The sequence below is a fragment of the Brachybacterium timonense genome (assembly GCF_900258505.1).
Classification (GTDB): domain Bacteria; phylum Actinomycetota; class Actinomycetes; order Actinomycetales; family Dermabacteraceae; genus Brachybacterium; species Brachybacterium timonense.
This window is the reverse complement of record NZ_LT984895.1, coordinates 2985030-3007373: the sequence shown is the minus strand read 5'-3', so window position 1 is coordinate 3007373 and position 22344 is coordinate 2985030. Positions and strand designations below refer to the sequence as shown.

12 protein-coding genes are annotated in these 22344 nt (G+C 69.0%); 6 read left to right on the top strand and 6 right to left on the bottom strand.

Features of this window, described 5'->3' with window-relative positions; translation table 11 throughout:
* The first annotated feature begins 1 nt into the window (after position 1).
* Positions 2–1492 carry a hypothetical protein gene (locus C8271_RS13300; RefSeq protein WP_106507702.1) on the top strand — a complete coding sequence of 497 codons (1491 nt, stop codon included), beginning with the start codon at positions 2–4 and terminating at the stop codon, positions 1490–1492.
* Between the two features lie 141 nt (positions 1493–1633).
* Positions 1634–3355 carry a glycosyltransferase family protein gene (locus C8271_RS13295; RefSeq protein WP_106507701.1) on the top strand — a complete coding sequence of 574 codons (1722 nt, stop codon included), beginning with the start codon at positions 1634–1636 and terminating at the stop codon, positions 3353–3355.
* A 55-nt stretch (positions 3356–3410) separates the two neighbouring features.
* Here C8271_RS13295 and C8271_RS13290 read toward each other — a convergent pair whose 3' ends face one another.
* The 3 genes from C8271_RS13290 to wecC form a co-directional block, all read right to left on the bottom strand.
* Entirely contained in the window at positions 3411–6251 is a 2841-nt protein-coding gene (locus C8271_RS13290; protein WP_106507700.1) for a heparinase II/III domain-containing protein, read from the bottom strand.
* Positions 6252–6327: 76 nt separating this feature from the next.
* The gene (locus C8271_RS13285; RefSeq protein ID WP_106507699.1) at positions 6328–8502 is read right to left on the bottom strand and encodes a glycosyltransferase; all 2175 of its coding nucleotides are present in this window, start codon (positions 8500–8502) and stop codon (positions 6328–6330) included.
* Positions 8493–9740, bottom strand: coding sequence for a UDP-N-acetyl-D-mannosamine dehydrogenase (gene wecC, locus C8271_RS13280; RefSeq protein WP_106508089.1), 1248 nt, complete (start codon positions 9738–9740; stop codon positions 8493–8495). The genes C8271_RS13285 and wecC overlap by 10 nt, the downstream gene beginning before the upstream one ends.
* A 329-nt stretch (positions 9741–10069) precedes the next feature.
* On the opposite strand from wecC, the gene C8271_RS13275 reads away from it, so the two are divergent.
* Positions 10070–11149, top strand: coding sequence for a hypothetical protein (locus C8271_RS13275; protein ID WP_106507698.1), 1080 nt, complete (start codon positions 10070–10072; stop codon positions 11147–11149).
* Here C8271_RS13275 and C8271_RS13270 read toward each other — a convergent pair.
* From C8271_RS13270 to C8271_RS13915, 3 genes are all read right to left on the bottom strand, one after another.
* Positions 11144–12865: a heparinase II/III domain-containing protein gene (locus tag C8271_RS13270; RefSeq protein ID WP_106507697.1), complete on the bottom strand. Its 1722-nt coding sequence runs from the start codon at positions 12863–12865 to the stop codon at positions 11144–11146. The two genes, C8271_RS13275 and C8271_RS13270, sit on opposite strands and share 6 nt — an antisense overlap.
* Positions 12862–14361 (bottom strand): glycosyltransferase family 4 protein, encoded by a 1500-nt coding sequence (locus tag C8271_RS13265; protein ID WP_170957905.1) that lies wholly within the window; start codon positions 14359–14361, stop codon positions 12862–12864. The genes C8271_RS13270 and C8271_RS13265 overlap by 4 nt, the downstream gene beginning before the upstream one ends.
* Before the next feature lie 81 nt (positions 14362–14442).
* Positions 14443–15792 carry a hypothetical protein gene (locus C8271_RS13915; RefSeq protein WP_170957904.1) on the bottom strand — a complete coding sequence of 450 codons (1350 nt, stop codon included), beginning with the start codon at positions 15790–15792 and terminating at the stop codon, positions 14443–14445.
* A gap of 247 nt (positions 15793–16039) precedes the next feature.
* On the opposite strand from C8271_RS13915, the gene C8271_RS13255 reads away from it, so the two are divergent.
* The 3 genes from C8271_RS13255 to C8271_RS13245 are packed head-to-tail and all read left to right on the top strand — an operon-like array spanning position 16040 to position 21659.
* Positions 16040–17032 (top strand): AAA family ATPase, encoded by a 993-nt coding sequence (locus tag C8271_RS13255; RefSeq protein WP_245921149.1) that lies wholly within the window; start codon positions 16040–16042, stop codon positions 17030–17032.
* Positions 17029–18579: a DUF58 domain-containing protein gene (locus tag C8271_RS13250; RefSeq protein WP_106507695.1), complete on the top strand. Its 1551-nt coding sequence runs from the start codon at positions 17029–17031 to the stop codon at positions 18577–18579. The genes C8271_RS13255 and C8271_RS13250 overlap by 4 nt, the downstream gene beginning before the upstream one ends.
* Entirely contained in the window at positions 18576–21659 is a 3084-nt protein-coding gene (locus C8271_RS13245; RefSeq protein ID WP_106507694.1) for a transglutaminase TgpA family protein, read from the top strand. The genes C8271_RS13250 and C8271_RS13245 overlap by 4 nt, the downstream gene beginning before the upstream one ends.
* Positions 21660–22344: the final 685 nt, after the last annotated feature.

Here is a 22344-nt window from a genome sequence, read left to right as displayed (position 1 = left end):
CGTGGATCACGACGCGATCGACTTTCCGTGCAGGCGACCGGCCAGCGCCGCGAGGAAGGAAATCGTCGCAGCCTACGCCCGTTTCCTCCGTGACGGGCTGGCAGTGTTCCGTGACGCTACGGTCGGGGCGCGTGAGTACGAGTCGAACGGGGATGGGCACTTCGCCTGGGACCTTTCGTACGTCGTCCGCGCGGCGGTGCTGGGCTGGAGGACCACTGGAGATGACTTCTTCAGCGGGGAGGCACTGCACTGGGCCCAGCACCTCATCCAGAGGACCGACGTCGAGCAGGGCATCGTGGACTGGCGGGGCAGAAGCGGCTACCGCTGGTCATCCGGTCCAAGGTACACGGCCGGGACGGTCGACCTCGCGGACGTGGGCGGAGTGCCCCTGCGGATCCAGGCTGCTGCTGACAGCATCGAGATCGAGCTGCCGACGACTGGCCGTGCTCGGATCACGGCGTACCGCGGAGGCGAAGCCGTCTGGACGAGCACCGAAGGATCGCTCGACCCCTCGGATGAGGACTACCTGCCGGATCTGATGGCCAGCAGGAGCTCTGTTCACGCGGTTCTGTTCCGCGGTCTCCCCGGGCCAATCTCGCTCGAGGGGCTCCCCGCGGGCGTGTTCAAGGTGCGACCCCAGATGGCCCCGCATCTGGTCCACACCGGGGCGATCGCCCTCGCGCTCGTCGAAGCGGCGGACCTGCTCGAGGCGCTGCCGGAGGGGTCGCGCTCAGCGAACGGACACCGTGCCGAGGAGCTACGTGGCGCTGCCGCGGCAGCTCTCGATGAGCACAGTGGCGAGATCCGTCACGATTCGCACGGGGGTGCCTGGTACTTCACCCCGGAGGACTTCCCAGGAAGGCGGCTCGGCCTCGATCTTCCGCACAACCATGTCGTGGACGTGGCGAGCGCCCAGCTCCTCCTCGGTGCCAGGGAGCGAGATCGGCGGCGGTCGGATGTCGGGCGATCGCTCCTCCACGGATTCGTGAAGGAACTCCGTGCGTACGAGGCACGGGATATCCCGCAGGCCTGGTACTACTACCCGCGCTACGGCGACGCCGGGATCGCGCATGCGAGGGAACACCCTCTGGCCGAGCGGCGTGTACGCGCAGCGCTCCGGCCCGAGGACGCATCGCACGCGTCGGTGCGCGCACGGTCACTCCCGCTCTGGCATCGGCTCGCACCGGAGATCATCACGGAAAGTGTTCTGGAGACGGCGGCCCGCTCGGTCGTCGAGTCGTTCATCCGCGTGACCGCGAGCGGTCCGTCGGTCGGCTTCAGTGCCGGTGACGACGAGCCCAATGCGCGGGACGGCTTCGTGGACTCCTTCGTGGGCGCCTGGGCCGAGCTAAGCTGGTGGAGCCCGGAGCTCGCACGCAGTGTGGTGGAGATCGCAGCGAAGGCTCCTCCGCAGCGTGTGTTCGGCGCTACCCTTCTCGCGGCGGCCGAAATCGCCGCTCATCTCCCGGACTCCTGCGGTGATGAGACGTGATGGGGGGTCTTCGGGGCACGGCTCACACTTCTCGAGTAGTGATTCGCGCAGACCTGCCCAGGTAACCTAGGTGATGGCCATCAGGGCGGCTGGAGTGCAGATCAGGCCGGGAGACGAGCGCTCATGATCAGAGGAACCGACATGACCAATGACCATCCCGCTGACCTCTCACAGCGCACAGGCGCCGGCAATGAGCACGTGGATCGCGCCGCGGCCGTCACGAGCAGCCGTGAGCACGGGATGAGTTCGATGCGGGCACACGCCGACCGGCTCGAGCGCGAGAACGAGCTCATGGCCCGCAAGGTCGACACTCTCGACGAGCGCGTTGCCTCGCTGCGGGCTCGTAATGAAGTCCTGTCCTCGAGAGTGGAGGCCCTCCGCGAGAGGCTGAGCCATTCCGCGTCCCGGGCCAATGACATCAGGGAGGCGCGTGACAAGCTCAGGGACTCGAACGAGACCCTGCGCGAGCAGCTCCGCGAGACGAAGAGCTCTCTGCGGACGGAGATCCTCTCCGGCCGGGAGCGCATGCTCGAGGAACGTGCCCGAAGGAACGAGCGCGCAGAGAAGCTACTGGCCACCAACTCCGTGCTGCGCGAGGCGCTTCGTGACCGCGGGGAGAGGGCCGCGGCGCAGCAGGAGAAGAACCGTGAGGTCATCGCGACGCTTCGCGATCGGACGGCAGACCTCAACACGCTCTGGAGGAACTCGCGTCGGTTCTTCACGGTCTTCCGGCAGGGTCTCCTCTTCGATGAGATCGAGAAGCTCGACGTGGACTTCAGTGCTGACACCTACCTGAGCCTCCTGCCCAGCACGGTGCCGGCGGCGATGACGCTGCAGCGCCGGCACGGAGGCCGGGTGATCTGCGACTGCGTGGAGAACGTGGAGGTTGAGCGTCACTCGCTGGCGCCGAACATCCACCCGACTGCGCTGCAGATGGTGAATCTGATGGCCTACGGGGCGCTGTCGCAGGTCGACGGCATGATGACGGTCAGCAGCGCCGTCGCGGAGACGTTGGAACGGTTCGGCCCGCCGGTGCGCCTGCAGCCGAACTACCGCTGGTACGAAGAGGCGGTACCCTCGGGTCGCCTGCGAGCGCGAGTCGGCCTCCCGGAGGCTGCGCGCGTTCTCGTCACCACGGGGAACATCGTCAATGGGTTTGAGGCGATCGTGGACGCCATCGCAGGGCTCCCGGAGGATGTGCACCTCGTGGCATTCGCACGGTTCAGCCCGTCCGGCTACGCCGATCGGGTGCGGGAGCATGTCATCCGGTCCGGCATGGAGCACCGTGTCCATCTACTCTCCTTCGTGCCGTACGACGAGCTCGCTGGCATGCTGGCTGATGCTGACGCAGGGATCATTACTCTCGACCCCGAGAACCCCAATCACTCGGTCTCGTTACCGAACCGGGTCTTCGACTTCACCACGGCAGGACTGCCCTTTCTCGCTCCGCCCCTGCGCGAGATCAAGAGGTATATCGACGAACACGGCTGCGGCATCGCCATCTCGGACGTGACAGCCGAGTCCTGGCGGGCAGGGATCGCAACGCTTTTGGACGGCCTGCCGCGGTACCGGGAGGCGATGATCGAGGCCAGGCGTCGTGTAACCTGGAATAGCCTTGAGGACGGACTGGTCGAGTTCCTGGGAAACCCCACGTCAGTCACCCTGCTCGGCTTCCGAGACCTGAGCCGTTACCAGCGGTTCCTCCGCGTCACGGACACGCTGACCTCCCGTGGCATCTCGGTGAAGGCGATCTTCTTCTCAGAGAATCCGCAGCCGCTCAAGAATCGCAACGCCGAGTTCTACCACTTCACCGACCGGTACGGACGGTCAGAGAAGCCGCAGCGGGTTCCGTACGCCGAGTGACGCACAGGTTTGGCGCGGTTTCCTGACGGCGTCACTCCAATAGTCGCCAGGGGATTCAGACCTCGTCGAACACCGCGGTGAGGATGGATGTGTACTCCTCGTTGCCGACCGTTCTGTGGCCTGCGCCGAGGTCGATCGAGACGGTTCGGAGAAGGGTGCCGTGCCCCGACGCCCCGTACTTGTCCCGTAGCAGCTGTTCGTGCAGCTCTCGGTGCATGACGTCCCCGACGTTCGAGATCAGATGGACGCGCGGGAACTGGCCGCGCGAGACGATCCGATCCACGACACTGATGCGCCGTATGAACTTGCGCTCCTGCGGTTCGCTCTGCAGCCCGAAGGCGGCGCTGTAGGCCGCGCGGTTGAAGCGCTGCGGGTAGTTTCGCAGGTCCACCTGGGGGCTCATGGGCACGGCGACTGCCCGCTCGCCGACGCAGACGGCTGTCTGGAGCGCCGCGAATCCGCCGCCGGAGCTGCCGGTGAGCAGGATGGTCTCGCAGCCGAGCCGGTCCGCGACGTGCTGCACGAGGTCTGCGATGCAGGCATGCAGGTCGACGACCTCCGTACCCAGGTACCACCCGAGCCGGAGGTCGGAGTCGAGGTCGAGCGTCGGATCGGCGATGCACATCGTGGGGCCCAGTTCCAGCTCACGGTGGTGCCGCCAGCGCTGGAGGATGGGGACTCGGGTCTTCGCTCGGTCGATCGCGCCATGGAAGAGGACGGACAGCACCTTTCCACGCGGTGCGGGGTCCAGGCCGAAGGGGAGCACCAACGGGCCCACCGGAATGGTGTGCAGTGCCGGCGTCGACGGCAGCGACGCGGGGAGCCCGTCGTGGCTGACCACGGGCAGAGGATAGAAGGTCGGACGCCAGGAGGAGTCGCCCTCCCAGTTGATCAGCGCAGTGCGGTGGGCGTCGATGCGGCGCGGGTTGTCCTTGCCGCGCATCGCTCCGGTGAGGTCGGAGAGCGCCGCCGTGACACCGCAGTCCCGGGACGGGCCGAGTCCCAGGCGATGAGCTTCGTCCCGCAGGGAGACCGCGAGCTGCCGGCGCATGTCGGCCGCGGCGCCGCGAGCGGCGTCCCGTGCAGCCTCGATTGATGCGAACACCTTGGCCCGGGTCTCGGGGGCAGGTGCGGCTGCGGAGGCCCTGCCTGGGTCGAGTTCGATCCGATCGGCTTTGGGCGGACCCGTGAGCTCGTCGCTCTCGGGGAAGGCGACCTGTTCGTTCGAGAGCTCGATGATCTCGCAGACGGTTCTGGTGTCGATCTCCAGTCGGGCGACCCCGGCCGGGGCACCGCGTAGGGCCGCCACTGTGGGCCGCCCCTTCGTGCTCGCGGCGAGGACCGAGATGAACCGGAACGAGGTCCCGGACTTCCTCTGGATGATAGTGGTCGCGGGCTCCTTCTGCTTCCAGCCGCTGGATACCCAGCCGTCGAGCGGGTCGACGGACCCGCGCATGCACTCGATCGCACCCTTCGTCCCGGAGAATGCGAGGAGAGCGTGGGCGCCGTCGGCATCGAGAGGGACCTGGTGGGTCCCGGGCTGCTCGGGAAGCCGCACCTCATGGCCGAGCTGCCACCGGAGCTCGGCGTCGACCGTCTCGTCGCCGGCGATGCTGTCCACGACGACGAGGTAATCGCCGGTGACGGAGTAGATCACCCGCCGGGAGAGCCTGATCGGGGCGAAGGAGTTGTCGTCCAGGAGGTACTCGTGGTATCGGGCGTCTGTCACGGAGCGAACGAGCGTCACCGTGCTGTTTGGAGCCGGAGTCCTCCCGGGGAGGTCGACGAGGCTGTGTGCTCGGCGGGACAGCACATGGTCGCGCATCGGGCTGTCCCCGTACTGGTACTTGCCCGGGTCGACAACCCAGTTGACGCCGTGAGAGCTGAAGGTGAGGGAGCCGCCGTCGGCATGGCCGTGCACGCGGGTTGACTCGCCGAAGCTCAGGGAGTAAAAGGTCTCGTCGCAGAACTCCCGTTCGGTCTCCCCCCATCCACTCCGTCCGAAGGCGTACCCCCGTGAGTACACGGCCGTCACCTCCGACGGCGGCATGCCCTGGGCACCTGCGCTGCGGACGTAGTCGAGATGGGGATGCTTGATCCCGAGCGCCGGCTCGGCATCGGTGTCACCGATCGGCACGAGCATCCCGTCGGGGCGCGTCGCGTGCGCCAGCGCGGTCGGGCTCGCCTCCAGCCGCCCCGCTTGCGACGGGCGGTCGATCCCCTCGAGGTCGAGACGTTCGAGGGTTCGTGTCCACCAGCGGTAGTTCCGGTAGTGGTAGGCGATGGCCCCCTCGGCGTTGATGCCCTCGTCGTCGTACTGCTCCGTGAGCAGCTCATCCAGGCGGGAGACGGCGAGCTCCACGTTCTGCCGGTCGTTCAGCACGCGTGCGGCGACGAACAGCCCGATGTGCTGGTTGAGCGCATGGTTCGAGTGCCCCAGGTGCGCGGGATCCGCCAGCCAGTCGACATGCGTCCCGAGGGTGTCCTCGAGCCAGGCGAGGGCGTCCGGGCGGAACCGGGACACGGCGGGCGCGGCCAGTGCGAAGTGCAGAGCGCGGATCCCGTCCACCATGTCCCGCCACGCCCACTTCGAGCGCGGGCGCGATAGCGGGTTCTTCACGGTCCAGTCATGGGCGATGGCAAACCAGTGCCGGAACGCCTCTTCGTCGCCACGGCATGCGGCGTTTCGCACCGGATCCAGCCACCGGAGCATCTGGAACTGGTGTCGCCAGTTCCTGTCGTCGAAGGGATCGGCCGCCCAGTCGGGGATGCCGGGGGTCGTCCAGGTCGGGTGCGGAGACAGGGTGATGCGGCCGTCGAGCACGCTGCGCAGGGCGTCCGGGCGAACAGGATAGCCGAACGCCTGGCGAGTCGCGGCGTCGATGTCCAGCGGCATGATGTTCCAGCCCTTCGAGATGTCCTTGCTACGGCGATGTCGTCCCGTTCCTGGGAACGGGACGACATCGTCCGGATCAGCGGGTGAGTTCGGCGTAGGTGTCCGCGACGAGCTTCGCGAGCCTGCCCCAGTCGCGCTCGGCCACGACCCAGTCCCGGGACTGAGCGCCCAGGCGCTGTCGCAGCTCCCGGTCGTCGAGCAGGCGGGTCAGCTGCTCCAGGAGAGACTCCATGGAGCCCTTCGCGTGCAGCAGGCCGTTGAGACCTGGGGTCACAATCTCCGCGAGCGCCGCGACATCCGAGGCGACGACCGCCTTGCCCATGGCCATGGCCTCGAAGGGCTTGAGCGGCGAGACCATCTCGCACACGGGAAGGGGAAGGCGCGGGAAGGGTGTGATGTCGATCAGCGAGTAGTAGCGCTCGACCTCCTCATGCGGCACGCGGCCGGTGAAGGTGATGACGTGCTCCAGGCCGTTCTCTGCGACGTAGCCCTGGAAGCGCTCGAGCTCTGCTCCGTCACCGACGATGAGGAAGTGGAAGTCCTCGCGGGTGCGCGCCATCTGCCGGGCGGCCTCCAGCATCAATTCGATGCCCTCGTAGTCGAGGACAGAGCCGACGTACCCGATGACGGTTTTGTCAATCACCCCGAGCTCGGCGGCGAGCTGCTGGTCTCGCGCGATCGGTGTGAAGCGCGTGGTGTCCACCCCGTTGGGCACGACGGTGATCTTGTCGGCCTCGACCCCGCGGTCCACCAGCTCGTTCTTCAGCGCCTTGGTGATCGCGAAGACCGTGGTCGCGCTCTTCGCGGCATCCGCCTCCATCCGAGCGATGTAATTGTACATGTTGCTCTTGGCCCACTCGGCGTTGCGAGAGCCGCGGGTGACCTCCCAGAGGCCGCGGACCTCGTAGATGGAGGGGAGGCCCAGCTGGTTGGCGGTCTTCACGGCGGTGAGACCGTTCCAGTGGTTTGAGGCCGCGTGAATGATGGCGGGACGCTCCTCCTGCGCCAGGCGAAGCAGCTCCTGGGCGTAGCGCTCGGTGTAATCGAAGAGAGGGTTCTTCTTCTCGATCTGCCGCCCTGTGAGGAGCCGGTAATAGTCGACGCCACCGACGACCTCATGCAGGTCGACGTCGGGCATGTTCTCACGACCGGGCATGTCGTAGGGATAGCCGAGGCGGGTGACACCGTCGACGTCCCAGCCGAGCTTATTGAGCTCGGTCAGGAGGCCATGAGTCCGGGTCGCATACCCGGCCGAATGATGGGGGAGCGAGTTGTGTAGGAGGTAGAAGACGCGCTTTGGATCGGCCTCGTAGGCAGGGGTCTTCCGTGCTGGGGGGAACGGGAAGCCGGTCTTGCCCAGCTGGTAGTTCGACGGCGAGGACGTGCCCTTTCCCGCCTTCTCCGATGTGGTCATCTCGGCGCGCAGGTGGCGTGCCCACGCGTCCTTCGGTCGGACGCGATCGTAGGCGTCGAGGTACGTGAGGACCTGGGGTTTGCGTCCCAGCGCTCGGGCGCGTCGGATGGCGCGTCGGAGCGTGCGCACAGGCACCGCCTCGTCGGGCGCGCTCTCGAGGAGCTCGCGCGCGACCGAGCGGTTCCCGCGGGCGAGGGCTACTCGGATTTGGCACCGGATGAGCTTCTCATCGGTGAGCCGGTTCTCCGCTGCAATCCGGCGCAGCGCCTCGGGAGAGACGGCTTCGTCGTCGTAGAGGCGGTTGATCTGGACCATCGCGAGAGCGGGGCCGGCCGGTCCGTCCGCGATGGCGGCGATCGCCTCGGTGCACTGGTGGGCGATGAGGTAGAACAGTGCCTCCTCGTAGCGCTCCGGTGCCTGATGGATCACGGTGCGCAACCGCTTGATAGCCCATGCGGCCCGTTTGTTGGGGAGCTTCAGATCGTGGACAAGATCGAGGTAGAGCTCGACCGCGTCGACCCGGGTTCCGTCGGCGGCGAGCGTCATGGCGAGGATCTCCTCGGCGGCGGCGCGCCGGCCTCGTGAGACGAGGAACCGTCCGTACTGCATGAGGACGTCCGCATTGAAGCCGGAGGCGGTGACTGCCTCGCGGTACTCCCCGGTCGCCTTCTCCGTGAGTTCGGGATCCTTCGCGTGCGCGGATGCGGCCCGCAGCAGTTTCGTCACGCGCAGATCGACCTCGTCCGTCGCGTCGCCGGAGCGCGCAGGCTCGGGGGGCGCGGATGCGGAGGGTGCAGGCTTGTTCGCCGACCATGGCAGGCGCACGTTCAACGCCACAGCCCCTTCGTGTCGATGACGGTCTTGCCGTCCAGGTTCTCGCGAGCGACCATCCGGAACGGGTCGTGGTCCACGAGCAGCAGCACGATGTCGGCGCGCTCGATGCCGTCGTTCACGCTGGCGAGCTCCGCATTTGCCTTGCCCTCGAACTCGCGCGGAAGCTCATCCACGTTCGGTTCGACGACGAGCACCGTGCCGTGATCGAGTCGATCGGCCAGCTCCAGGGCGATGTTCTTCGACGGTGACTCGCGCAGATCGTCGATGTTCGCCTTGAAAGTGATCCCGAGCGCGGCGACGGTCGGGTGCTCGATGCCCTTCGCGGCCTCGAGCACGTTCGCGATCACCCGCTGGGGCTTGCTGTCGTTGACGCTGCGGGCAGTGTTGATGAGCTTCGCGTTCTCACGGTCCGCGGAGACGATGAACCACGGGTCCACGGCGATACAGTGGCCGCCTACGCCGGGCCCGGGTTGCAGGATGTTGACGCGGGGATGATGGTTGGCAAGTTCGATGAGCTCCCACACGTCGATGCTCATGTTCTCGGCGAGGATCGACAGCTCGTTGGCGAAAGCGATGTTGACGTCGCGGAACGCGTTCTCGGTGAGCTTGGCCATCTCTGCGGTCTTCGCATCTGTGATCAGCAACTCGCCGCTGCAGAAGGAAGCGTAGAGGTCGCGGCACATCTGCGCGGCTTCCGGTGTGGTGCCGCCGATGATGCGGTCGTTCTCCACCATCTCGATCATGATGCGGCCGGGTAGCACGCGCTCGGGGGCGTGAGCCAGATAGAGCGTGTTCTTCTTGCCGACCTCAAGGGTCAGGTCGGGGCGTTCGGTGAGTATGACCTCGCCCATATGCTCGGTGGCCCCGGGCGGGGAAGTGGATTCCAAGACCACGAGCTCGCCGCCGGTGAGATTCGGGGCGATGCCGCGCGCGGCCGCCTCGATGTAGGACAGATCTGGATCGCGGTCGCCCTTGAACGGGGTGGGCACCGAGACGATATAGGCGCGAGCGGCTGGCGTCTCCAGCTGGGCGGAGAGCAGGCCGCGGTCCACGACGTCCTTCAGTGCAGCCTCGAGGCCTGCCTCCACGAACGGCAGTTCTCCGCGATTGATACGTTCGACGCTCTCTTCCTTGACGTCCACGCCGATCACGCGCTTGCCCGCCTGGGCGAAGACGACGGCGGTCGGCAGGCCGATGTAACCGAGGCCGATCACGCAGACGGTGTCAATGGAGGATCCGATCGGGTTCACGCTGCTCCTCGAGGATGCGGGGTCGGGAGGGAAAGTCGGGGAAGACGCCTGTCAACGTCCTACGGTAGCGTCCTGGGCATGCGTGCGGAAGTCAGTGATTGAATCCGAGACGGCCTGGACGTAGTGACTTGGTGAACGGGGTCGCCGGTCTGGCCCTGCACACAGACCCGTCGTCCTACTCAGACCGATCTGGTCACATCCCGACCACCCTGCAGTCCCACCGGTTTCGCCGCTGTACCCGTCGCAGGCGCCCCGTACTGTAGAGCCTGCCTGATCGATGTTTGTGCACCTGGGCGGCGCCAGGCGCAGAAGGGAGCCGGATGCCTCGAACCACGACCGGCAACCGTCTCGCACCCGGCTGGTGGGTCGGCAGCGTTGTGGTGGTGACCATGCTTCTCGCCATCGGCATGTGGGCAACGATCAGCGGGTCGCAGCAGGAGCCCGCGTCCATCGAGTCGCCGGCAGCCTCGTCGAGCGCGCCACCGTCACCGACACTCCTTCCCGCCGCTGAGCCCCCGCTCGGTGTCGAGGATCGCGCGTCGCTGACGCTGCCGGACGAGGTCCGTCTCGCCGCGGGGACCATGTACCTGCGGGCGGGAGAGTCCTACCTCGTGCGCTTTGACCTGAGCACCGTGAAGCCGAGGTCAGCCCCCGGGGTCGGCATGTACCTGGGTGTCTCCTTCAGCTGCGTCACTGCGGACGGCACCGGTGCCGGGTCCATCGGTGGCACCGAGAACCTCGTGCCGGGCGAGCCCGTGAGTTACCGCAACACCCTGGTCCTTGAGCCCCGCAAGGATGGCGTTCACCGCTGCAACGTCTTGGCTAACGCGCCCTACGACAACGTCGGAGCGAAGGACACAACAGTGCAGCTGGACGCAAATTGGCGGATCGATCGGATCGCCAAGGGCGGGGCCGTCGAACAGGCGGATGCCGACCAGACACTGCCGCGTCTGCTACCCGCCGATGAATCCTCGGTGGTGCTCGAACAGACAGTCCCCGCCCGTCCACAGGGCGTCGTGACGGCCCTGGCGACCGTGCACATGACCACATGCACCGGGGTCAATGGCTCGCGCGAGCAGGGCCGGACATGGTGCCGGACCTCCGCGATCGACGAGCGTGGCAATACCGTGTCGGCACGGCTGCTCATCGACCTGGTGGACAGCAGCGGAAAGGTCTGCGACCACCTCGTCGACGAGACCCGGACGGTGGGGATCGACAAATGGGTCCACCACGACCTGCTGTCCTTCGACGAGGCAGCCGCGATGCCGACCGATCCGTGCTCGCCCACCACTCGGGTGCGCATCCAGCTGACGAACTCCGGCCCCGCCGGCCTCGTGGTCCACGGGAAGAACAGCTCTCTGGTCGCAGTCAGCACCGAGACGAGCCTCCGCTCGCTATGACGTCTCGCTTGCGTCGTGCGTGATGGGTCGGATCAGCACGTCGCCCTCGGTGATCCTCATCCGCTCATGCGCGGCGCCCGTGAACACGTCCAGCACCGTCGGGCCCAGGAGCCGATAGCTGACCAGGCGCGCCTGCGGATCTGCCTCCGTGCCAGCCGCGAGCACCGTCACCATACGGGGACGGGCCATCTCAGCGCGCACCTGCACAGCGGTCGCCTCGGTCATGGTCCGCCATCCTGTGGAGACCCAGCCGTCGAACGGCTCCGTCTGCCCGCGGACCGCTGCGATCCGAACCGTGGGGGAGAGAACTGCAATCAGCGCCCTTTGATCTCCGCTGCGCAGGCGCACCTGCGCCCCGTCGAGCTGTGCCTCCACGTCCGGGCCGAGCTGCCACCGCTGCAGAGCTCTGTTGTGGCGCGCCCGCGCAGCCTCGTCGATCACCACCAGGTATTCCCCTGACGCGGACCAGATGATCCGGCGCCGCACCGCGATACGGCCAAAGCTCGAATCCGTGAGCACGAAGTCGTGGTGAGTCGGCGCTATGACTCGTCGGACCAGGTCCACACGAGCGTCCCTCTTCACACGACGCCCTTCGAGGGAGAAGACGGAGTGGGCGGCACGTGAAATGACATGTGCCCGTGGTGTGCTGGCCGAATAGTCGTACTTCCCGGGGTCCACGACCCAGTTCACGCCGTGCGCCGAGTACGTGAGGGAGGTGCCATCGGCGTGACCGTGCACCCGTTTCGACGGGCCGAAGCGCACCGTGAAGTAGGTGTGGTCGTGGTAGGGACGCTCGGCATCGCCCCAGCCGGAGCGCGCGAAGATCCATCCGGCCTCATAGATTGCCGTCGTCCGGTCCGGAGGTGATCCGTCGGCGCCGTTTGAGCGCACGTAGTCGGTGACCGGGTGCGGATCCAGTGTCTCCGGGCTCATCCGGTCAGTGTCTCCGATCGTCACATACGTGCCGTCTGGACGCGTGGCATGGGTGAGGCCCTCGAGGGCCATCTCCAAGCGCTCCGCGCCCTGGGGGCGTGGCAGCTCCTCGCGGTCGATCCGGCTCAGCGCGCGCTCCCACCACAGCACGTTGTTGTGGTGATAGGCCACGGCTCCCTCCGCGTTCATGCCCTGCGTGTCATACTGCTCCAGGAGCAGAGCGGACATCCGGTCCGCGGCGAGTCGCCACAGGCCCTCGTCCTGCAGCACCCTCCCGCACACGAACAGGGACTCTGCCTGATGCAGGGCATGGTTCGCGTGGCCGATGTTGGCCGGATCCGCGAGGTGCTCGGCATGGGTGCGGATCGCCTGCTCGAGCCCATCGATGAGCTCGTGGGAGCGAGATGCGACCATCGGCGCCGCCTGGCACAGATGCAGCGCTCGTATACCGTCGGCCATATCGGCCCACGCCCAGGGGGAGCGGGGGGCTTCGGGCGGGTTCTTCTCCACCCAGTCGAACACCCAGTGCAGCCACATCGCGTACGCGGTGTCATCGCCTTTCGCGGCCGCGCGCCGCACGGGCTCCAGCCAGCGCAGCGTGTGGTACTGGAAGCACCAGTTGCGGTCGTGGAACGGGTCCTCCTGCCACGTCGGCTGCTCCGGCAGGGTCCATTGCTCGTGCGGGGGCATGATCAGCCGCCCTTTCAGCAACGCGTCGAGATCCTCGGGACGGAACGAGGTGGCGAGCGTTTGTCGCCGTGCCGCATCCAGATCCAGGCTCACGCAGTGATCTCCTCGTAAATGTCGGCCACCATCCGAGCCAGCGAACGCCAGTCCCGCTCAGCCACCACCCAGTCGCGGGCCTGCGCGCCGAGTCGCTCCCGCAGCGCCGAGTCGTCCAGCAGCTGTTCGATCCGGGCGGCCAGCGCCTGCGCGTCTCCCTTGGCGTGCAGCAGCCCGGTGTGGCCGTCGTCCACGATCTCTGCCAGTGCCGCGACGTCGGAGGCCACCACTGCCTTGCCCATCGCCATCGCCTCGAAGGGCTTGAGCGGGGAGACCATCTCACACACCGGCAGTGGGCGGCGTGGGAAGGGGGTGATGTCGATGATCGAGTAGTGACGCTCGACGTCCTCGTGGGGGATCCGTCCCAGGAAGGTGACCACATCGGAGAGGTCGGCAGCCTGGGCCTGCAGGTCTTCGAGAGCGGCGCCGTCGCCGATGATGAGCACGTGGAAGTCCTCGCGGCAAGCGCGCAGCGCGCGGGCGGCGTCGATGAGCAGCCCGAGCCCTTCGTAGTCGACGACGGAGCCGACGTACCCGATCACGGTTTTCCCGCTGACGCCCAGCGACTCGGCAAGCTCCTCATCACGCGGCAGGGGAGCGAAGCGCTCCGTGTCCACGCCGTTGGGCACCAGGGTGATCTTCTCGGCGTCGACCCCGCGCGCGACGAGCTCATCGCGCAGTGCCCCGGTGATGGCGATGACGCGGTCGGCGCCGCGTGCCGTATCGGCCTCCATCCGAGCGATGTACCGGTACTGGTCGCCGGCGCCCCATTCGGGATCGCGCGAGGCTCGGGTGACCTCCCACAGGCCGCGCACTTCATAGACCGAAGGGATGCCGAGCTGATTGCCGGCCTTGACCGCCGCCAGGCCGTTCCAGTGGTTCGAGGCGCCGTGCAGGATCGCAGGCCGTTCGCGTTGTGCCAGGGGCAGCAGGGCGTCGACGTACCGCTCGGTGTAGTCGAACATCGGGTTCTTCTTCTCGATCTGTCGGCCGGTGAGCAGGTGGTGGTAGTTGACCTCGCCGACAACCTCGGACGGTGGCAGATCGGGGATATCGGCCTTTCCCGGCATGTCGTAGGGGTAGCCGAGCCTGGTCACGCCGTCGACGGCCCAGCCGATCCGGTTGAGCTCAGTGAGCAGGCCGTGCGTGCGGGTCGCATAGCCGCCGGAGTGGTGCGGCAGCGCGTTGTGCAGCAGGTAGAGCACGTGGCGGGGTTCGGGCGTGTAGGCGGGGACCGCCGCCCGTTCGGGCAGGGGGAAGCCGTGGTCGGCGAGGTAGCCGTTGGAGATGCCGGCGCTGGGGTCGCCGCGCCAGCCGTACCGCACGCGTGGCTGCGGACGCGTGGTGGCCGACGGGGTGGTGCTGGGGCGCCCGGTCCGCCGCCGTCGGGGCAGCAACGGAGGCTGACGGCTCCACCACAGCCGCAGCTGCGGCACGCCACCCTCACGCAGATGCCATGCGGCAGTGCGCAGGGTCTTCAGGGGCGTGCTCCACACAGACGGCACAGGCATCCTCCGGGGGCGGCGGCAGGTCAGGACATCGACATCCTACGGGTGCCGCCGCGGCCCCGGCCTCGATCAGCGCTCCGTGCGGCGACGCTGCATCCAGATCGTCACGGCGCCGGAGCTCAGGGCCAGCGAACCCAGCAGCGCGGCGGTGTGCATGTTCGCACCGGTCGCTGCGAGTTCGCCGCCACCGTCGGAGCTCTCCGGGGCGTCCGTGCCAGAACCAGACTCGGAGCCCAGGGCGCCACCGCCACCGAAGGCACGGGCCAGCAGGTCCGCAGCCACGCCCACGCGGGCGGACACCGGCGCGCTGACGGTGGGCTTACGCTCCGACTCTTCACCCGGGAACGCCTTCGTGCCGCTCTTATTCGGCGTGGTCGACGGGTCGATCATGCGCTTGCCCCGCCCCGACGCCTCCGGTGCCGGCTTGGACTTGCGCTGCCCGGAATCCGCGTCGGTCCGGCCGGGGAACGGCTTGGTGGGAGCCTGCTCCGGCTCGTTGCTCGGCGGCGGCTTCTGCGTGGGCCCACCCGGCTTCGTCGGCTTCTTCCCCGGGTTCTCCGGACCAGCGTTCACCGGGCCGTCGTCGTTGCCCGTGTCTCCGGGCTGCTCCTCGCTGGGCGGCTCGTCGCTTGGCGGCTGTTCCTCGCTGGGCGGCTCGGAACCATCGCCGTTATCTCCGCCGTTGTCGTTGCCGTCGTCACCAGGGTTGTCGTTGTCTTCGTCCCCGCCGCCGTCGCTGTCGTCGGGGTCGTCCTCGCCGTTGTCTCCGCCGTCGCCGTCGTCGCCGGGGTTGTCATCATCGCCAGGGGTGTCGCCGTCGTCGCCGGGGTTGTCGGGGTTGTTGTCGTCGCCCTCGTCTCCGCCGTCGCCTTCGTCGTCATCCCCCGGGGCGCCGGGATCGGGGTCGGTTGGGTCCTCGTTGTCGTCGCCTTCGTCCCCGCCGTTGTCGTCGTCGTCATCCCCGGGGGCGCCGGGGTCGGGGTCGGTCGGGTTCTCGTCGCCGTCGCCTTCGCCCGGGTTCTCCTTGCCGTCGCCTTCGTCGCCGCCGCCATCGCTGGCATCGGCCACCTCGATGCGAGTCACGGCCTGGCCGTTCTGCGTGGACATCGTGACGGTGAGAGTGCCAGCGCGCTTCGCCGTGAACCGCTTGCGCACATCACCATCGGCGTTCGCGCTCGCCGAACCGATCCCCTGGCCATCGACCACGAAGCTCGCGGAGCCACCGCCGGTGCACTCGCCGCGCAGCGTCACCTTGTCGCCCACCGTCACCGTCGAGTCGGACGCCGCGACCTTCGCGCCGCCACACACCGACTCTGCGAACGCTGCCGCAGGAAAAGCCGCGGGCGCAGCAACGCACGCCCCAGCCAGGGCCAGTCCAGCTCCGAGGCGAACGGACGGGGAACGACGAACAGTGGGCACAGCAGTCTCCTCATAGCGCAGTGGTCAGCGCGCCCATCTTAGAGTGACGATGCGTTCATCGCTCGGCGTGTCGGCGGGTCGTAGGCGAACTCTTCGTGAACTTCCCGCCACGTGCGGCCAGGTCGGCGAGCCTTTCGCCGCTCAGAGCGACGCCGCTCAGGGCGGCCAGGTACGGTCACCCCAGGGCCAGCGAGGAACAGCTGAACGACGGACCGACCCCACCGCACCCGAGCAGGAGGCACCGCCCGTGACCACCACGCAGTCGGAGCGGCTGAGCGAGCCGGATACCCAGCAGATCGCCCAGCACGCCCGCGCCGTAATCGACGAGATCACCACCGTGGTCGAAGGCAAACCCGATGTCGTGCGCCTGACCGTGCTCGTGCTGCTCGCCGGTGGCCACCTGCTGATCGAAGACATCCCCGGCGTGGGCAAGACCATGCTCGCCAAATGCCTGGCGGCCGCGATCGGCGCCGAGCGGCACCGCATCCAATTCACCCCGGACCTGCTGCCCGGCGACGTCACCGGCGCCAGCGTGTTCAACCAGGCCACCGGCCAGTTCGAATTCCGTCCCGGCGCCGTGTTCACCCAGATCCTGCTGGCCGACGAGATCAACCGTGCCTCCCCGAAAACCCAATCCGCCCTGCTGGAGGCCATGGAAGAACGGCAGGTGAGCATCGACTCCGTCACCTACCCGCTGGCTGAGCCGTTCATGGTGGTCGCCACCGCCAACCCCGTGGAGATGGAGGGCACCTACAGCCTGCCCGAAGCGCAGCGCGACAGGTTCCTTGCTCACACCTCCATGGGATACCCCGTGGCCGCGGCCGAAGCCCGCATGCTCGCCGCCCAGACCGGCCCCGTGCGCGAGGGTGAACGCGACACCGTTGACGCGATCACCGCCCGCACGACCCCCTCGCAGATCGCCCACGCCATCCGCGCCCTGCGACACCTCTACATCGCGCCCAGCCTGCTCGAGTACACCGTGCGCCTCGCAGACGCCACCCGCACCCACCCGCAGGTCACGCTCGGCGCCTCACCCCGCGCCGCCGTGCACCTCGTGCGTGCCGCAAAAACCCACGCCGCGCTCGAGGCCCGCCCCTACGTGCTGCCCGAGGACATCCGAGCCGTCGCCCAGCCCGTGTGGCGCCACCGTCTGCACCTCAGCCCCCAGGCGCTCTCCCGCGGAGCAGACGCCGCCAGGGTGCTCGATGAGGTCCTCGCCGCCGTCCCGGTGCCATCGTGACCACCGCCCCAGCGGGCGAGAACACGGCAACGACCAGCACACGCCTCACCCCCACCCTGCGCGGCACGCTGCTCGGCGCACTCGCCCTCGCACTGTGGTTGCTGGGCGACCTGTTCGCTCTCGCGGTGCCGAGGGCACTCGCCGCCGCGCTGCTGGCCGCCCTGCTGCTGGGTCTGCTGGCGATGCTGCTCGCACGCCTCGGGCTGCGGCTTGACCGCGCCGTTGTCGACGATGTCATCCCGCATGGCGAGCGTGTGCGCGTGCAGATGAACCTTGCGCCCCGCGCCCTGCTCGCCCACCTCGCCCTGGGCCGCGGCGCCGTGCGCGAACACCTGCCCGACGCCCTGGGCGGCACCGGTGACCTCGCGCTCGCCCCCGCCATGCCCCACACACTGCCCACCATCCGTCGCGGCCATCACAGCCTCGCCCCCGCCACGATCATCGTGCGGGACGTCCTCGGTCTGTGGCAGCTGCGCCACCGCACCCTCGACCACGCCGCCGTGACTGTGCTGCCTGAGCGCGAAACCGTCGGCCCCACAGCCGCCCGCACCGCACACATCGACCGCGGCGACGCAGCCCCCAGCCACGCCCACACGGGCATCGGCGAGATCGGACCCATCGCCCGGCCCTATGCCAGCGGCGATGACATCCGCCGCATCCACTGGCGCGCCTCCGCCCGCACCGGCCGCCTCATGACCCGCGAGGACGAAGCCCCCACCGCCCGCACCGCCACGATCCTGCTCGACACCCGGCCAGGCGCCGACGGACCCGCCGACCTCGCCCTCGAGGACAGGCTCGTCTCGATCGTCGCCTCCCTGCTGGAGAGCCTGAGCGCCCACGGCTGGGAGGTGCGCGTGCTGGACGCCACCGGCGACGAACTCACCCGCACCCCTGCACGCCGCGGGGCCAGCGGTTCCGCAGTTGGCGGAGAGGCCGACGCCATCGCCTCGCGTGCGGCACAGCGAGCACTCGCCGTGGTCGGCTTCGACGACCCTGACGCGGCCGGTGACGGGCGGAGTGATCACGGCGCTGCGCAGACCGCGCTGGCGCTCGCCGTCGGCCGCGCCGAGCCGGCACCCTTCGACGGGCTGGACCTCGACCGTCACGCCGGCCGCGCCACGGCACGCACCGCCATCGCCCTGCGCAGCGGGGAAGGGCATCGGTCGGGTTCACATCCCGTCGATCACCCCGCCACCACCCTGCGCAGCGGGGGAGGGCAGGCCGACGACGCGGAGGCGGCCGGGCGCGGCAGGCGCCGACGGGGCTTGCCCGCGGCACGGCGCGGTGTGCATCGGCGGAGCGCACCGGCGGGCCCGACCCGCGACCGTGCTGACCCGACCGGTGGCATCACCACAGGCCGCCGTGGGGCGTGGACCGTCGTCACCGGCGACCTCGAGGACAGCCTCGATGACTTGCTCAGCGCTGCCGCGCCGAATGCCGTCGCCGGTGCCGCGCCGGGTGCTGCGTCGAGTGGAGCGTCGGGCGTCGCGAGGAGTTCCGCGCCGGGTCGAACGCAGGGCGCCGCGCCGAACGGAGCCCCGCGATGAGCGGCATCATCGGTCGGCCCGCCCTCACCCCCGGGGCTGCGACGGTGCGCAGTCTGGTGCTGTTTATGGCAATCCTGCTCGCCTCCACGCCGCTCACCCTGCTGCTGAAGGGCGACGCGTGGATCGTGTTCCCGCTACTCGGCGCCACCCCGGTGATCGCCGCCGGGATGCTGCTGCGTCTGCGACTGCGCGGCACGGTGATCGTGCCGCTGCTGCAGATCCTCGTGATCCTCGCCCTGCTCATCATCGCCACATACCGGCAGAACCTCGTGCCACCGGACGCTGTGCTCGGCGACCTGCCCACCATCCTCGGCACCACCATCGTGGGTGGGCTCAGCGAATTCGTCGCCGGGAAGCCGCCGCTGGTGGTGGGCGCCCGCGGCAGCGTGGTGCTCGTGCTGATGATCGCCCTCATCACGCTCGCCCTGGACCTGCTGGCCATCGACCTGTCCTGGCACACCCCCACTGCGCTGCTCCTGCTCGGATTCAGCCTCCTGCCCGTACTGCAACACCCCGGCGGTGGACCGTGGTGGACCATTGCAGGACCCGTCGGCGCCGCGATGCTGCTGCTGGCTGTGCGCACCGTGCACGCCGACCCCGAATACCTCGAAGGCGATCAACGGCCCCAAGCCCGGCCACTGCAGCGCCCGCTGCGCACCACGCTCGCCACCCTCGCCGTGATCACGCTGGTGGCGCTCAGCGCCGCCCCGCTCGGAGACCGTCTGCCCGCGCTTGCACAGACCCGCATCCCGCTCACCATCGACCAGGTCAAAGCCTGGCAGGGCCGTCAAGGCGCCCAGCTCGGCGCGGTCATGGTGGACGACAGCGTCTCCGTGCGCCGCGCCCTGCTCGACCAGGGCAACACCCGGGTGCTCAGCTACACCACCGATGATGCTGACCCCGGCTACCTGCGGCTGCGCACCCTCACCAGCTTCGACGGGCACACCTTCCAGCCCGGCAGCGGTGATGCAGGCCAGGCGATGCCAGCCTCACCCAGCGACTCCCGCCAGCTGGGCGAGACCGCGCTGGAGGGCCACGACCTCGCCACCACACGGGTCCAGGTCGCGGCGCTCGGCGGGCACCTCCTGCCGGTGCCAGGCCACGTCCGGTCGATCCGCGCCGAAGCCCCGGCGGCCGCGAGCCCCTCACCCGCGGGGCGCCCCGAGAAGGGCACCAACGGCGCGCCAGGGCAGCAGGCCCCCGAGGCACAGCGCCCCGCCGGAGACGGCAGCCACGACACGGTGGACGCTCCCCTCGCCACGCTCGGCACGAGTGGGGAAGTGGCCCGCACCGATCCAGGAACAACCGTTGCCGGCATGACCTACGACGTGCGCCACGAACGCCCGCAGATCGACGTGGACGCACTGCGGGCCGTTGATCCAGCGGGCCTGTCCGACCCGCTCACCAGCGGGTACCTGAGCGTCGGCGACCTGCCGGAGGCATCCACCGAGCTGGCCTCCCAGATCGTGGAGAGCACCGGGGCCCGCGGCGCCTACGACACCGCGATGGCCTTCCAGGAGCACTTCCGCACACAGTTCGACTACTCGGTCACCGTGGCGACACCACCGGGGGAGGATCCGCTCACCTCCTTCCTCTCCGAGAAGGTGGGGTACTGCGAGCAGTTCGCGGCCACATTCGCGCTGATGATGAACTCGCAGGGGTACCCCACCCGGGTGGCGGTGGGGTTCACCGCGGGGGCCCCGTCCGGCGACGGCTACGTGGTGACCAGCAAGAACGCGCACGCCTGGCCCGAGGTGTGGTTCGGGCCCGACTACGGCTGGATCCCTTTCGAGCCGACCCCGGCCGACGCCGCCAACGGTGTGAACGCCGGGCCTGTGCCGCAGACGGAGCCCGAGCAGGAGACGCCCCAGGCTCAGGAGCCGACGGCCGCTGACCAGCCCGAGGAACAGCCGACATCCGAGGCGCGCGGCGACTCCGCCGATCCGGAGGAGCCGACCACGCCGGCCCAGGCTCAGCACGGCAGCGACGTCGGGGAGGAGACTCCTGAGGCTGCGCGATGGTGGGGCGTGGCGCTTGCCGTCGCCCTGCTAGCCGCGGCAGGTGTGGTCGCTTGGATTCAGGGCCGACGGGCTGTCGCGCGCTGGCGTGAGGCGCGGTGGGATGCCGCTGCGCGGGCCGGCGACGCAGCGGTCGCGGAGCTCGCCTGGGCGGAGGTCGAGGCGGCTGTGCGTACCCGCCGACGGGCCGTGACCTGGCTGGGCTGGCTGGCTGCGGTGCGGCTGCCCTGGGGAGCCGTGACCTGGCTGGGCCGGCTGGCTGCAGTGCCGACACGCCGACGAGCCGTGACCTGGCCGGCCGGGCTGGCTGCGGTGCGGCTGCCCGGGGGAGCAGGGCCCGCGGCAGGCGTCGGGGGTGGGGGATCGGAGGAGCCGTCGGCCCGCTCGAAGGGCGCGGGCGGTACCGGGCGTGCCGAGGGATCGGACGGCGCGGGTGTGGAATCGGAGGAGTCGTCGGCCCGCTCGATGGGCGCGGGACGTACCAGGCGCGCCGAGCGATCAGACGGCGCGGGTGCGCTGGAGCGCCCGGCTCCATGCCGCCGTGGTGGTGCGCTGCGTGCGTTGATGACGGGCCGCTGGGGGCGGCCTGCTGTGGCGGTCGAGCTCGACCCCTCGCTCGGCCCCACGACGGCGCTGCACGAACTCGTGCGACAGGTGAGGTCAGCGGCCGCGGCGGACGGTGCCGCTCGAAGCGGTGCCAGCCGTGATGGCGACAGCCGTGCTGGTGGCGCCGAAAGGCGCGCGGCAGGCAGCGGCGCGGTGTTCCCGGGCCGACGGGAGCACGGGGGCCCCACCCTCGGCGCTGGGAGGCTTGCGGCCGGAGGCGGCAAGGTGGCCGCGGCCGGGGCAGCTGAGGCGAGCGAGGCAGCGAGGAGCGGCCAGGTCTGCTGGGACGCTGCCGCCGTGGCCGCGCAACGGGTCGGAGTGCTCGTTGCGCGTGCGCGCTACGCACCCGTCGAGCTTTCAGATGGTGAGGATGCCTCCGCAGGCGCAGATGCGGAGCGTGTCGACGGTATCCGCCGCGACGTGGCACTGCTCAGGGACGCGATCATGCGCCCGTGAGGACGGGACCGCCGTCACGGTGCGACCTCTTCACCCTCACGTTCCACGCCGCCGCTACCCACCACGCCCCGGCCCGGCGCCATCCACCGTGCCCACTTCATAGATCTGGTGCAAAAAAGCATCGTTTCTGTGAACTCGCATGGCGGGGAAGCGGGCCTGCACCGCAGCGGCAGATCCCTTGTGCTACGAATGCATACAAATGGTGCGCAAACGCATCATTTCTATGAGTTCGAGCACGGGAGGCGCGCCACTAGAGCCGTGAGGCGCGGCCACCCTCGGGCCCGTTACTTCGGCCGGCCGCGCCGCGTCCTCCCCATTCGCCCAGATCCCCAGGCGTCGAGGTTCGCCTGCGCGCAGTCGGCGCAGGTCCCTACCGTCGGCCTATGACCTCCCGAAGCACACCGACGAGTGGCCGACCACAGGTGCCGCCCGGCTCCGTTCTGTCCAGGCATGAGCTGCGCGCCCTCGGCGTCGGGACGAGACGTCTCCACTCGGAGGAGTTCACCCGTGTGCTCCCCGGTCACTACACACCCACTCAGCATCCTGCAGGCGTGGAGGCAGTGACCAGAGCAGCTGTTGCGCATCTCCGGCCCTCCGCAGTGGCGTGTTCGTTCACAGCGGCCGAGATATTGGGCCTCCCACTGCCACGGGGACGACGCTACGCCGACGGCGAGCCCATCCACTG

Bases quoted from the DNA above. Each gene is read 5' to 3' on its own strand.
- C8271_RS13275 (WP_106507698.1), top strand. From the start codon at position 10,070: ATGCCTCGAACCACGACCGGCAACCGTCTCGCACCCGGCTGGTGGGTC.
- C8271_RS13295 (WP_106507701.1), top strand. From the start codon at position 1,634: ATGACCAATGACCATCCCGCTGACCTCTCACAGCGCACAGGCGCCGGC.
- C8271_RS13245 (WP_106507694.1), top strand. From the start codon at position 18,576: ATGAGCGGCATCATCGGTCGGCCCGCCCTCACCCCCGGGGCTGCGACG.
- C8271_RS13290 (WP_106507700.1), bottom strand. From the start codon at position 6,251: ATGCCGCTGGACATCGACGCCGCGACTCGCCAGGCGTTCGGCTATCCT.